Source organism: Streptomyces sp. NPDC017936 (assembly GCF_044328485.1).
Taxonomy (GTDB): domain Bacteria; phylum Actinomycetota; class Actinomycetes; order Streptomycetales; family Streptomycetaceae; genus Streptomyces.
In genome coordinates this window covers 69109-83035 of sequence record NZ_JBIRHK010000019.1, presented here as the reverse complement: position 1 = coordinate 83035, position 13927 = coordinate 69109, and the positions used below count along the sequence as shown (strand labels likewise).

Below are 13927 nucleotides of genomic sequence, written 5' to 3'. Positions count from 1 at the left end.
GGATGGCTGATTCGAGGTCAACGGGCCGAGCGACGGCGGCGTGCCCTGGCCTCGGACGCGCGGTTCTGCTGATGCGCCCGGCGGGCTGCTGCCCGGTCCCGGACCTGCTCGATCGCCGGATCGACGGCGCCGGTCTGCCGACCGCCGTCACCGTCGACCAGACGGGCCAGCTCGGCCACGGTAAGGGCTTCGTACAGCTGAGCCACAGTGAGAGAGGCGCCGAGCGTGCTGTTGATCCTCGGCACGAGCTGGATCGCGACAAGGGAGCTGCCGCCGAGATCGAAGAAGCTGTCCTGTACGCCGACGCGGTCGACCCCGAGAACCTCTTGCCAGGCCGTGCAGAGCCGCTGCTCCGTCGCCCCGCGCGGCGGGGTGTACGGGGTCGCGATGTCGGGTCGCGGCCCCTGCCCCCCGGTGAGCTCGTACTCCGCCAGTCGCCCGTCGCCCTCCACCCCGGCAGAGGCCGGCGGCAGCGTGAACGCCATCTCCACCAGCACGTTCACATCCACTGGGGAGACTGCCAACTGGGGCTCAGCGGAGGAACCCAAGATCCGGTCCAGCGCGTCCAGAGCCTGCGCAGGGGCCATGCCGCGCTGGGCGACGTCCTCGGCCCGGGCCTTCGCCAGGGGTTCCGGAAGGCTGGTCTCGACGGCCATTCCGGCTTCTTGCCAGGGTCCCCAGTCGATGGCCACCACCCGGCGCCACGGGGTGCGGGATTGCGCATAGGCGTCCAGGAAGGCGTTCGCTGCGACGTAGTCGACCAGACCGAAGTCGCCGACGTTGGCAGCGTTGGAGCCGAACAGGCAGAGGAAGTCCGGGTCGTACGGGGCAAGCGCCTCCTCCAGGTGGAGCGTCCCACGGACCTTGGGGTCCATCACCAGGGCGGCTTCCTCGGCCTGCTTCAGCTGGATCAGGCCGCCGCCCGCCTGCCCGGCAGCGTGGAAGACCCCGTGCACCGCACCCCAGCGCACGGCGATCCGGTCGACGGCGGCACGCACCTGGTCGCGATCGGTGACGTCCGCGGGGACGACCATCACCTGGGCCCCGAGGCCGCGGACGCGACGGAGCCGCTCCACGGCCTGCGCCGCCCGGCGGCCGTGTTGCCGCTCCGTCACCCGGAGCCACTCCTCCTCGGGCGGCAGTGCGGTGCGGGCCAACAGCGCGATGCGCCGGCCGGGTGCGGCCAAGTGCTCGGCGAGGGCGAGCCCGAGACCACCGGTACCACCAGTGATCACATATACGCCGTCTGCGCGCAGCACCGGTGACTGCGGGAGCGCCGGCGGCAACGGGGCGGCCACGTACGTCTGCGCCCACCGGTAGGGGCCCCGATAGGCGATGGCGGCGTGGGCCGGCCGCACCGAGAACTCCTTCAGAAGCTGCTCGACGGACTCCCGGACCGCCGCGGGGCTGTCCAGCACGAGGTCGACCGTGCGGCAGGAGATACCGGGGTGCTCCCGGGGGATCACCCGGCCCGGCCCCATCAGCATGGCCTTGAGGGGCATGACCTCCTCCGCGCCGGTGACCCGGTGGAGCCCGTTCGCGACGATCCAGATGCGGCACTCCGGCCGCTCGGTGTCACCGTTGAGCGCCTGCGCGAGCGCGACCAGGCTGTCGAAGGCGAGCCTGGTCGCCTGCCGCCTCGGCAGGGCGGCGTACTCGGCTCCGCTCACGTTCCAGCAGTGGGCGATCGAGGCAGGAGTGACACCCCGTTCCCGCAGGTCGTGCAGCAGCCGCTCGCAGTGCCGGCGGTCGCCCGGGATGACGGTGTAGTGGTCAGGCGCTGCAGCGGACCACTCGGTGCCAGCCGCAACGGTGGTGACCTCGGCCCCCCGCGCCCGCAGGCGCTCGGCGAGCAGCGATCCGACACCAGTGCCGTCGACGAACACGAGCCAGGACTCTCCGTCGAAAGCGGGCGTGGCCGACGGCGGGACGGTCCGCTCCCAGGACGGCGCCTGGATCCAGTCGGTGACCTCCTGCCGACGGAGTGCGCCGGGGGTGCCCACTGGGCCGGACTTCCGGTCCAGCCAGTACCTGCGCCGCTGGAAGGGGTAACTCGGCACGGCCACCCGGCGGCGTGGCGCGTTTCCGTGGAGCCCTGCCCAGTCGGGTTCGACGCCGGCCGACCACAGTTGGCCGAGTGCCCGGCGCAGCGCCTCGAGCGCCGAGCGCCGGTCCCGGCGGTGCGGCAGAGAGGAGGTGACCATACGGGAGTCGCTGCCTGTGATGCGTCGGGCCAGACTGCCCATGGTTTGGCCGGGGCCGATCTCCAGGAACACCAGGCCGGGCTCCGCCGCCAGGGTCCGCACACCGGCGTCGAACTCCACCGGCGCCAGCACGTGCCGGCCCCAGTACTCCGGGTCCTGGGCCTGCTCGTCGGTGATCCAGGTGCCTGTGACGTTGGAGACGAACCGGACGGCAGGCGGCTTCCTCGGCACCGCCGCGACCTCCGCGACGAACCGGGCCACCATCGGTTCCATGAGCGGGGAGTGGAAGGCGTGCGAGGTCGCCACCGGCTGCGCGGAGATCTCCCGGTCGGCCAGCGCTTCGGCGAACGCCGCGACGGCAGCCACCGGGCCGGACACCACGCAGTCCTGCGGACCGTTGTGCGCTGCGAAGGACAGCTCCGCCGGGAGCAGGGCGGACAGCGTCTTGCGGTCGGTGACGACGCCGAGCATCGCCCCGGCCTCCTGCTGCTGCATCAACTCGCCCCGCAGGCATACCAGGCGCAGGGCGTCCGGGAGAGTGAAAGTGCCGGCGAGGCAGGCCGCCACCAGCTCCCCGAGGCTGTGGCCGAGCAGGGCCGCGGGCCGGATCCCCCAGGCCTCCCACAGCCGGCTCAGCGCGTATTCGAGCACGAAGAGCGCCGGCTGCGCGGCGGCGGTGCGCTCGAGCGCGGCCACCGCCTCCGCGGAGATGTCCGATCCGAGCATGAGGTCGAGGAAGCCGCTGTCCAGGCCGGCGCGGTCCAGTTCGGTACGGCAGGCGTCCACGGCCTTCCGGAACACCGGTTCGCCGTCGTAGAGCTCGCGTGCCATGCCCGGATGCTGGCTGCCCTGGCCGCCGAGAAGGAACGCGACACCCGTCGCGGGCGTGCCGCACTCCCGGGTGGTCACCTGGGCCGGGTCCCTGGCCTCCAGGGCGGCGGCGATCGAGGCGGTGTCGGTTCCGGTGACGGCACGTCGGACCGGGAACCGGTGCCTGCCCACGGCAGCGGTGTGGACGATGTCGGTCAACGAGGCTCCGCCGCGGCGCAGTCGGCCGGCGAACGCGTCAGTCAGCTGCTCCAGTGCCTGCCGGCTGCGGGCGCTCAGGACCAGGAGCTGGGGACTGCCGTCCGGGCGCTCCGGTCCGTCGTTGCCGTCCGCACCGGCAGGCGCCTCCTGCACGACCACGTGCGCGTTGGTGCCGCCGAAGCCGAAGGCGCTGACGCCGGCCGTCCGGGGTCGGGAGCCCCGCCGCCACGGGGCCGTCTCCGTCTGGAGCCGGAAGGGTCCCTCGTCCAGACCGAGGTCGGGACTGGCGGTCTTGATGTTCAGTGTCCGCGGAAGGGTCTCGTTCCGCAGCGCGAGGACCGCCTTGATCAACCCGGCGATCCCGGCCGCGGCGTCCAAGTGGCCGATGTTCGACTTGAGCGATCCCAGTGCCACACTTCCGCGGCGCACCCCCCGGTACGTCTTGTTCAGGGCGCGGATCTCGACGGGGTCGCCGAGTGCGGTGCCGGTTCCGTGGGCCTCGATGTAGTCGACCTCGGCGGCATCCACGCCGGCGTCCCGCAGCGCGTCGCCCACCACCCGGGCCTGCCCGGCGACCGCGGGCGCGGTGAAACCGACTTTCACGGCTCCGTCGTTGTTGACCGCGGATCCCTTGACCACTGCGTACACGGTGTCGCCGTCTGCCAGCGCGTCGTCGAGGCGCTTGAGGACGACCACCCCGGCTCCGCTGCCGAACAGTGTCCCCGCCGCGGCCCGGTCGAACGGCCGGCAGTGTCCGTCCGGTGACAGGAACGATCCCTCCTGGTGGAGGTAGCCCTGCTCTTGTTCCAGGTTCAGGAACACCCCTCCGGACAGCGCCAGGTCGCATTCCCGGTCCCGCAACGCCCGGCAGGCCAAGTGCACGGTGACCAGCGAGGTGGAGCAGGCCGTGCGCAGCGAGACGCTCGGCCCGCGCAGGTCCAGCTTGTACGAGACCCGGGTCGCCAGGAAGCCCAGCTCGTTCCCGAGCAGGACCTGGGTCCGGCCGACGGTCTCCACCACGTGGGGGTTGGAGTGGACGTTCGCGATGTAGTTGTTGGTGCCGGCGCCGGCGAACACACCGACGCTTCCGTCGATCCGCGCCGGATCGTACCCCGAGTGCTCGAGGGCCTCCCAGGCCGTCTCCAGGAACACCCGGTGCTGCGGGTCCATCGTCTCGGCCTCGCGTGCGGTGTACCCGAAGAACTCCGCGTCGAAGGCGTCGAGGTCGGAAAGGCACGCCCCTGCCCGCACGTGGTTCGCCCGGGCCACGTCCTCGGGATCCGCACCCGCGGCCAGGACCTCCTCCGGGCTGAAGAACGTGACGCTCTCGACACCGTCGCGCAGATTGGCCCAGAACTCGTCCAGGCCACGCGCCCCGGGGAAACGCCCGGCCATGCCGATGATCGCGATGTCGCGTCCCTGATCCATCAACGGACTCCGTCCTGCAGCGCGGGCATCCGGCTACGCCCTGTGAGGTTGACCAGGACGGTCTCGTCACCCCGGAGCAGTCCGGCGGCGGTCCGGTCGCGGAGCGCCGCGATCGTCGCCGCTGCTGCGTAGCACACGTCCAGGCCCTCCAGTTCCCTGAGCATCCGCCGGGCCTGGACGAGCGATTCGCTCGGGACGGCCACGATCGCGCCGCCGGTGTCGTCGGCGATGTCGTGCAGGTAGGGGAAATAGGGTGCGCCGTCACCCAGCAGGATGGCCGTGGCCAGGCCTTCGGGCCGCTCGATCCGGTCGGCCGGGCCCAGGTCGCGCCGGCCCTCCCGCCAGGCGTTCGCGGCCGGTGCGCAGGATTCCTCCTGGACCATGAGGAACTGCGGCATCCGATCGACCAGCCCGAGCTTTCGGTACTCGCGCAGGCCCTTGTGTGCGGCCAGGATGCCCATTCCACTGCTGATCGCCTGCACGACGACGTCGGGCGTCCGGTCCATCTGGTCGACGGCTTCCAGGTAGGCCAGCTTGAGGCCTTCGCGGCGAGCCCAGTTGAAGAAGCCCGGGTCCAGATGGAGCCCCTGGTCCTCGGCGAACCGCCGGGCCTGGTGCGAAGCCTCGACGTAGCTGCCTTCCACAGCGGTCAGCACGGTCCGTTCGTGCCGGGGCACGTCGTGGTTGGGCACGAACCGGGTCCCGCAAAAGAAGTGGGCCTGCATGGCCGGGTCTCGCATGACCGCGCGGGCCAACGCGGTGGAGCTGTTCCCGGTGCTCGACGCGACGAACTCCTTGACGCCGAACTGACGGTAGACGGCCAGCACGGTCGCCGCGAGGCGGTCCTTGGTGGTGCCGGTCGGCTGCTGCGACTCGTCCTTGAGCCACAGGCCGGGTACCCCGATGGCGGCACCCAGCGCCGGGGCAGGACGGCAGGGTGTGCGGACGGTGATTCCGTCGTCCAGGAAGTGGGGCGAGCTCAGGGGCAGGAGGTCGAAGTACACCTGCTCCGGGGCCTCGTGGGACCGGCGCTCGAACCGGTCCAGCCGGTACTGGGGCTCCAGCGCGGCAGCGCAGTCCGGACATCGGAAGACCAACCCGGGTTCGATCTCGCCGTCACAGCTCGTACACACAAGTACGTACTTCCTGGTTGCACCGGCCCCGTGGATCCCTGCTTCCGGCATGGCACCTGCTTCTCTCTCGGTCGTTGAGTGATGGTTCGAACGTGCGCGGGAGCGGACCGGCCTCAGCCTGGCCGGCCCTCGTCGGAGGCCTCCGGCCGGCCGTGCCACGAGCGCCACAGCGCCGCGTACGCGCCGTTCGCGGCCAGCAGCACGTCATGGCTGCCGAGTTCGACGATCCGTCCCGCGTCCACCACGGCGATCCGGTCCGCGTCGTGTGCGCTCTGCAGGCGGTGGGCGATCGCGATCACGGTACGGTCCGCCCGCACGGCCGCCATCGCCTGCTCCGCACGCCGCGCGGTGCCGGGGTCCAGCAGGGCGGTGGCCTCGTCCAGGATGAGCGTGTGCGGATTGGCCAGTTCGACCCGGGCGAGGGAGAGCTGCTGTGCCCGGGCCGCATCCAGGTCGAGCGCGCCGGGCCCGAACCGGGTATCCAGTCCGTCCGGCAACTCGTCGACCCAGTCCGCCCCGACCAGCGCCAGCGCGGCCAGCAGTCGGTCGTCCTCCGCCCCCGGAGCCGCCATCGACAGGTTGTCCCGGAGGGTGCCCATGAACACGTGGTGCTCCTGCGTGACCATGATGATCCGGCCGCTCAGGTTGTCGGACGCGGCCAGGGCCGCCACCGGTACCCCGCCGACCGCGGCAGTGCCGGTGCGGGGGGTGTCCATGCCGGCGATCAGCCGGCCCAGCGTGGTCTTCCCTGCCCCGGACGGCCCCACCAGGGCGAGTCGCTCGCCGGGACGGACCGACAGGTTGACGTCCGTCAGCACGTCGTGCCCGTCGACGTACGCGTAGCACACGTTCTTCAGCTCGATCCCGTCGCCCGCCGGCTCCGGGACGTGGACCGTCTCGGCCTCGGCGGCGGCCTCGATTCCCTTGATCCGGGCGAGTGCCGCACCACTGCCCTGGAACTGCTCCACCAGCGCGAGGACCTGGTCGAGCGGGTCGACCAGTTGCCACATGTAGAGCGTGCAGGTCACCACGACGCCAAGCTCGACGTCCCCGTTCAGGTAGGCGGTTCCGCCGACGAGCAGGGTGAGGGCCATCGGCAGGAAGTGGGCGAATTCGGTGACCGGGAAGAGCACGGAGCGCAGGAACAACGTGCGCCGCGCAGCGCGGTAGGCCGTGTCGATCGACCGGTCCGCGGCCTCGACCCGTTGCGCGCCCAGCCCGAAGACCTCCACGGTGCGGCCGCCCTGGGCGGTGCTGGAGACGACCTCGGTCACCGCGGAGGCGGCCTCTCCGGCGGCCAGGTAGGCGGTCTTGGCCCTGACCAGGTACCAGCGGGCGGCCCAGGCGATGAGCGGCAGGCCCACCAGGGCGCACAGGCCGAGCAGCGGCTGGAGGACGAACACCGCGCCGTAGAGGAACAGCGCGTGGATGGTCGCCACCGCCATGCCCGGAAGTGCGTCCCGCAGCGTCGTCGCCACGGTCGTCACGTCCAGCGAGGCGCGGGTCAGCAGGTCTCCCTTGCCGGCCCGGGCGACGATCCGCGCGGGCAGCGCGAGTGACCGGTCGACGACCTCCTCGCGCAACCGGGCGAGCGCCCGCTCGCCCAAGCGATGCGCCTGGTTGAGGGCGAACCGGGTGAGGAGCAGCTGGGCCAGTGCGGCGATCAGCGCGCAGGAGGCCAGGATGTCGATCCGGGACACGGCGGCGTGCCCGGTCTGCACCTCGGTGACGATGCGACCCAGTAGCCAGGGCCCGGCCAGTGCCGACACGGCGGCCAGGCAGACCAGCAGGACGGCCCGGACGACCGCCCACAGGTCCGAACGCACCAAGTCGACGCAGGCGCGGCGGACGGTCGCGGCGTCCGCGACCGGCAGCTGCGCGGAGTCCTCGGTAAGGCTCATCGGCCGACTCCGGTTTCCAGTGGTTCGCTCGGGAAGGGGATCTCGCCGTCCTCGGCGCCTCGCATGGTGAGGGCGCGGTAGCCGGGATGGGACGCCAGCAGCTCGGCGTGCCGGCCTACGGCGACCACCTTGCCGTCCACCAGATAGGAGACCTGTGCGGCCCGGTTGAGCATCAGCGGGGAGGTACTGACGACCAGGGTCGTCGCACCCTGGCGCGCCGCGCACAGGCGCTCGGCGACCACCGCCTCGGTGTGCGCGTCGAGGGCCGAGGTCGGCTCGACGAGCAGCAGCACCTCGGGATCGGCCAGCAACGCGCGGGCCAGGCGCAGGCGCTGGGCCTGCCCACCGGAATAGTTGCGGGCCTGGTCGTCGAGCCGGGCCTCCAGCCCCCCGGGCGCGAGGTCGAGGATGTCGTCGGCCGCGGCCGTGCGGAGGGCCGCGGCGACCTCCTCGGGCCGTCGGCCGGGGCGGGCCTGCACCGCGCTGCGGATCGTGCCGGAGAAGAGGTGGGCGTCGTTGTCCGCCAGGACGATCCGTCGGCGCACCTCGGCCGGGTCGATCGCAGACAGGCGCTCGTCACCCCAGGTCACGTCGGATTCGGTGAACCGGGCGATTCGGTCCACCACGGCGTGGGCCTCGTCCAGGCGGGCTGACACCAGCGCCGACATCTCTCCCGGGGCCAGCTCCAGCCCGGAAGGGGGGTCGCGCAGCACAGCCGGGCCGTCCGGGGCGGGCCGGCCCCCGGCGTGCGGAGCTGCCGGGGCGAGCGAGAGGATGCCGATCACCCGTCGCGCGGCCACCAGGCCCCGGGGCAGGTCGTCGGCCCCCTCGATGAAGAACGAAACGGGGATCAGGAGTGCGGCGACGTAGCCGTACACCGCCACCATGCCGCCGATCGTGATGGAGCCGTCGGCCGCCATACGGGCGCTGATCCACGTGACCGCGGCCAGGAAGACCACCGGGAGACAGGCCCCGATGCCCTGGATCCAGCTCGTGAAGCCGGCCACCCGGTAGGCGTCCGTCACCAACTCCTGGGACTGGTCGCGGAACCGCTTGTTGAAGGTCGCCTTGCCTCCGAGGCCGCTCAGCACGCCGAGCCCGGAGACGATGTCACCGATGCGCGCGGTCAGCTGTGCCTGGCGGTCGCGGTAGTCGCCCTCCGCACCGTGCAGCTTGCCGAGCAGCGGCCCCACCGCGACTGCCAGCAGCGGCACGCCGAGCAGCACCACGGCGGCCAGGACGCCCGAAACGGTGGACAGCAGGACGGCGGTGATCGCGTAGGCGAGGACCGAGCCGACCCCCGGCCCGGCGATCGTCAGTGTCACGGCGATCCGGACCGTGTCACCGGTCTGCAGCTGGGCCAGTTCGCCGGTGGACACCCGCTGCGGCAGGACGGCGCCGAGCCGGGCCACCTGGCGCACGAGGACCTGGATCGTCCGGTTGGACGCGTCCACGCGCACCAGGGTCATCGCCCGGTGCCGCAGGATGCCGAGCCAGGCGATGGCCGCGCCGATGACCAGGATCGCCGCGGTCCACTGCAGCAGCGCGCCGGTGTCCCGCTTCTGCAGCCCTTCGTCGACGGCCTGCTCCAGGAAGTAGGGCGGCAGCATCAGCGCGCACATCCACAGGGTGCTCCACAGCGAGCCGAGCAGGACACGCCCGCGCTGCATCCTGACGAGCCACCACAGGTAGTGCCAGGGACTGCGGCAGTCCGGATCACCCGGGTCGGTGTAGGGGACCCGGTGGTCGTAGGTGTACTGCTCGGGTTCGGCGGCGGACTGCCGAGTGCGCTCCGCGTTGGGTGTCAATGCGATTCCTCAGATTGCGTCAGGCAGAAGTCAGCCGCTCGTGACCAGCCGCCGGGCGAACTGGCCGAGCATGGTCTGCTGGATCTGGGTGGTGCCTTCGATGATTTCCATGACCTTGGCGTCGCGGAAATGCCGCTCGACGTGGCCCTGAGTGCCGATGCCCTGTGCTCCGTGGATCTGCACGGTGTCGGCCGCGGCCTGGTTGGCCAGCAGCGAGGCCCGGTACTTGGCCATCAGTGTCAGGTTGACCGCGTCGGGCTCGCCGTGGTCCTTGGCGAGGCCGGCCTGCAGGCACAGCAGCCGGGTGGCCGTCACGTCGGTGACCATGTCGGCGAGCATGCGGCCCACCAGTTGGTGGCCGCTGATCGGACCGCCGTACTGCGTGCGCGCGTCCGACCGTCGGACCGAGGCTTCCAGACAGGCCCGGGCCAGACCGACCGAGCCCCAGGCCGTGCTGTAACGGCCCAGGTCGAGTGAGGTCGAGGCGATGAAGGTGAGGCCCATGCCGGGGCGGCCGAGCAGGGCGTCGGAACCCAGGCGGCAGCTGTCGAGGACCAGTTCGCCGAGCATGGAGCCGCGCAGTCCCAGCAGGCCGGTGATCGGCCGCACGGTCAACCCGGGGGTCTCGCGCGGGACGAGGAACGCCGTGTGCTTGCCGTCCAGCTGGGCGAACACCAGGAACAGGTCGGCTGTCTGACCGAAGCTGATCCACTTCTTGCGCCCGTTCAGCACGTATCCCCCGGACTCGCCGTCTCCGGTCTGCTCGGCGACCGTCTCGATGGACGCCGCGTCGCTGCCGACCTCCGGTTCGGTGAGCGCGAAGGCGGCCAGTACCTCGCCCCGCCGGATCGGCTCGACCCAGCGGTGGCGCTGACGGTCGCCGCCCCAGCGGTCGACCGCCGAGGCGACCATGTCGGTCACCGCGACGAAGTTGCGGATGTTCTGGCAGGCGTGGCCGAGCTCCTCGCTCATCAGCCCGTACGTCACCCAGTCCGCCGCGGTGCCGCCGGTGGGTGCGATCACGGACGCCAGCAGACCCTCCTCGGCCAAGGCGGCGATCATGTCCGCGGGGACGGCTTCACTCGCGTCGAAGCCGGCGGCGTACGGCGCGATCTGCTTCTCGGCGAACGCCTTGAAGCGGTGCCACGCCTCCTGCTGTTCGGGGGAGAGCTGACTGAGCATCATGGGGTACCACCTCGGGGAGGGAAGGGAGTGCGCGGATCGATGGGGGGTCAACGCCGGGCCGGGGGAACTTCCGCGGTCTCGCGCAGCGCCTCGGCGAGCGCTCTCGGTGTGCCGTGGCGCATCATGAGTCGCAGCGAGACACCGGCCAGACCCTGGTCGCGGAGCACGCGCAGGATGGTCACGGCCGCCACGGAGTCGCCTCCCGCGTCGTAGAAGTCGTCGTCCGGTCCGACCGGCAGGCCGAGGACCTCCGCCCAGACGCGCCTGATCCGGTCGGTCAGGACCTCGTCCGGGTCCGTGGCGCCGGGCAGCCGGTCTGGGTCCTGTCCGCCGGACCGGGGAAGGGGCAGCGCGTGCCGGTCGAGCTTGCCGTTGACGGTGACCGGCAGGCGCGGAAGTGCGGTGCATGTCGCGGGAACCATGTACGCCGGGAGCAGGCGCGCCGCGCCCCGCCGTACGGTTTCGGCGTCGCCGCCGTCGAGCACGACGTAGGCGTCGAGACGCTGGCCGTGGGCGCCGCCCTCGCCTGCCGCCCGCACGACTACGGCAGCGGCGGTGACGTGCGGCTGTTCCAGCAGGACGGCCCGGATCTCGTCCGGCTCGATCCGGAACCCGCGCAGCTTGACCTGCGAGTCGATCCGGCCCAGGTGGTCGAGTGTGCCGTCAGGGCGCAGTCGGCCGAGGTCCCCGCTGCGGTAGAGCCGACCGCCGGGGGAACGGTCGTCGGTGGGGAAGCGCTCGGCGGTCAGCTCGGGGCGGCCGAGATAGCCCTCTGCCAGGCCCGCGCCACCGACGAGGATCTCGCCCGCGACGCCCGGCGGCAGGGTCCGGCCGCGGGCGTCGACCACACGGATCCACCAGCCGGGCAGCGGCCGGCCGACGGACCTGGTGGACGCCGCGGCGAGGTCGGGGGTGAGCGTCTGCGCGGTGACGTGCACCGTCGTCTCGGTGATGCCGTACATGTTGACCATCCGGCACGTTCGCGCGGGGTGGCGCTCGAACCAGGGCAGCAGCATCCGGGCGTCCAACGGCTCGCCGCCGAAGACGACCAGCCGCAGGGTGAGGTCGGCGGACCTCCCGCGGTCCGCCTCGGCCAGCTGGGCGAAGGCGGACGGGGTCTGGTTGAGCACGGTGACCCGTTCCTCGGCGAGCAGGTCGCGGAACGCCTCCGGGTCGCGCGAGACCACGTGGGGGACGACGATCAACCGTCCGCCGGTGAGCAGGCAGCCCCACACCTCCCAGACCGAGAAGTCGAACGCGATGGAGTGGAAGAGCGTCCAGACGTCGTCCGGGCCGAAGCCGTACGTGTCCCTGGTCGCCGCGATCAGGGCGAGCACGCTGCGGTGGCGGACGACGACGCCCTTGGGCCGCCCGGTGGATCCAGAGGTGTAGATGACGTACGCCGCGTCCTCGGGTTCCGGCGCCGCGCCCGGCCCCGTGGCCGGTGGCCGGCCGGCTCCGGCGTCGGCCAGGGACCGAGGGCGAACGCACGGCACTCCGGTCGGGGCCGGGAAGTCGTCGTGGTCGGTGACCACCAGCGCCAGGCCCGCGTCGTCCGCCGTGTAGCGCAGGCGCTCCTCGGGGTAGGCCGGGTCCATCGGGACGTAGGCACCGCCGGCCTTGAGGACGGCCAGCACAGCGACCACCAGATCGGGCCCGCGCTCCAGGCACAGCCCGACCCGGCTGCCCCGGCGGACGCCCGCCGCGCGCAGGCCCTGTGCCAGGCGGTCCGCCGCGGACCTCAGCTCTCCGTAGGTCAGGGCGGTCACACCGTCGCCGACCGCGATCGCCCCGGGCCGGGCGGCGGCGACCGCGTCGAAGGCGGCCGTGAGCGAGGTCTCGGTGCGGTCCGGCAGCGGCTCCCCCTGCCCGAGCGCGTGGACGGCGGCCTCCTCGACGGGGTCCAGCAGCCGTACGTCATCGACCGTGGTGTCCGGTGCCGTGACGGCTTCCCGGTGCGCCCGGACGAGGTGTCCCGTCCACCGGTGCACCACGGTCGGGTGCAGCAGGCGCGGGTCGTGCCGGACCTGCAGCCGCGGCTCTCCGTCGGCGTCGGTGTGCGGGCGCAGCGTGAGGGCGGGAGCGCCTCCGTCCGGGGCGGGGAGCGTGAAGGTGGCTCCGTGCCGCCGCACGAGGTCGTGCACGGGGCGCTCCGCTTCGGTGTAGCGCCGGGAGAGGGCGCCGAGCGGGTCGGTGCCCCCGACCTCTCCGTCCGAGCAGCGGACCGGTACGGCCGGTTCACCGTGGGGGCCGGGGAGCAGGTCCACCACGGGCCGGCCGTGGGGGTCGTACCGGTGGAGGACGGCGGCGAGGGCGGCGAACCAGGGCGCGGGTTCGACGGAGGTGCCCGGCTGCAGGCGCAGGTCGTGGACGGCCGTGGGCTCGAGCGAGTCCGGGTCGCCCAGGCCCCAGGCGAACGGGGAGCCGACCGCGGTGGCGTGACGGCCGGTTTCGGGACGGGAACTCACCGGCTCTCCCGGGCGTCGACCGGTGCGCTCGACCCGAGGACGAGCTGCAGCAGCTCGGGGGCCCGCTCCGTCAGGTACATGTGGCCGCCGGGGAGTTCGACGGACTCGAAGTCCGCGCTGGTGGCGGACGACCATCCGTGGACATCCGCCGCGCTGATCAGCTCGTCCTCGCTGCCGCGGACCGCGGTGATCGGGACGGGGATCCGGTCGGCCGGGTCATGGCGGTAGTTCTCGTACATCTCCACGTCCGCGCGCAGGGTGGGCAGGATCAGCTCGCGCATCTCCGGGTCGGCCAGGGCGGGGTGCCGGTATCCCGCGAAGTCCTCGATGCGCGCGAGGAACTCCTCGTCGGGCAGCCCGGTGGCCCGATGCGGCGGTGGGACGGCCGGCCCCCGGGCACCGCTGACGAACAGCCGGACCACCTCGGTCCGGGTCTCGGTGAGGAGCGCGCGGGCCAGGGCGTACGCCAGCACACCACCGCTGCTGTGGCCGAAGACCGCCACCCGAGTGCCCACCACCCGCTCCGCGGTCTCGGCCAGCACCGTCCGGACGGCCTCCCCCACATCGTGCAACGGGGCTGCCTCGATCAGCCGTTCACGTCCGGGCAGGAGCACCGGCACGACCTCTGTGCCGGGAGGGGCGTGGCGTCGCCACGGGCGGAAGAACGCGGCGCCGGCCCCGGCGAAGGGACAGCAGACGAGCGACATGATGGATCTCACGGTTTTCTCGTTCTCCCCTGGAACGGCGGTGCCGGACGGAGCGGGCTCTGCG

General features: G+C 72.4%; 7 protein-coding genes. All 7 read right to left on the bottom strand.

The genetic code is table 11. The annotated features are described in order from the left end of the window. Positions 1-17: 17 nt before the first annotated feature. A complete protein-coding gene (locus ACH4F6_RS32490) occupies positions 18-4661 on the bottom strand; it encodes an SDR family NAD(P)-dependent oxidoreductase (RefSeq protein WP_397963965.1) in 4644 nt (1547 codons plus the stop codon). Beyond that, entirely contained in the window at positions 4661-5794 is a 1134-nt protein-coding gene (locus ACH4F6_RS32485; RefSeq protein ID WP_397963964.1) for a pyridoxal-phosphate dependent enzyme, read from the bottom strand. The genes ACH4F6_RS32490 and ACH4F6_RS32485 overlap by 1 nt, the downstream gene beginning before the upstream one ends. 113 nt (positions 5795-5907) lie before the next feature. Further along, the gene (locus ACH4F6_RS32480; RefSeq protein ID WP_397963963.1) at positions 5908-7695 is read right to left on the bottom strand and encodes an ABC transporter ATP-binding protein; all 1788 of its coding nucleotides are present in this window, start codon (positions 7693-7695) and stop codon (positions 5908-5910) included. Next, positions 7692-9305: an ABC transporter transmembrane domain-containing protein gene (locus tag ACH4F6_RS32475; protein WP_397964042.1), complete on the bottom strand. Its 1614-nt coding sequence runs from the start codon at positions 9303-9305 to the stop codon at positions 7692-7694. Before ACH4F6_RS32475 ends, ACH4F6_RS32480 begins: the two co-directional genes overlap by 4 nt. A 228-nt stretch (positions 9306-9533) precedes the next feature. Then, on the bottom strand, positions 9534-10688 hold the full coding sequence (locus tag ACH4F6_RS32470) for an acyl-CoA dehydrogenase family protein (RefSeq protein WP_397963962.1): 1155 nt from the start codon (positions 10686-10688) through the stop codon (positions 9534-9536). A 47-nt stretch (positions 10689-10735) separates the two neighbouring features. Further along, positions 10736-13156, bottom strand: coding sequence for an amino acid adenylation domain-containing protein (locus ACH4F6_RS32465; RefSeq protein WP_397963961.1), 2421 nt, complete (start codon positions 13154-13156; stop codon positions 10736-10738). Then, entirely contained in the window at positions 13153-13875 is a 723-nt protein-coding gene (locus tag ACH4F6_RS32460) for a thioesterase II family protein (protein ID WP_397963960.1), read from the bottom strand. Before ACH4F6_RS32460 ends, ACH4F6_RS32465 begins: the two co-directional genes overlap by 4 nt. Positions 13876-13927: the final 52 nt, after the last annotated feature.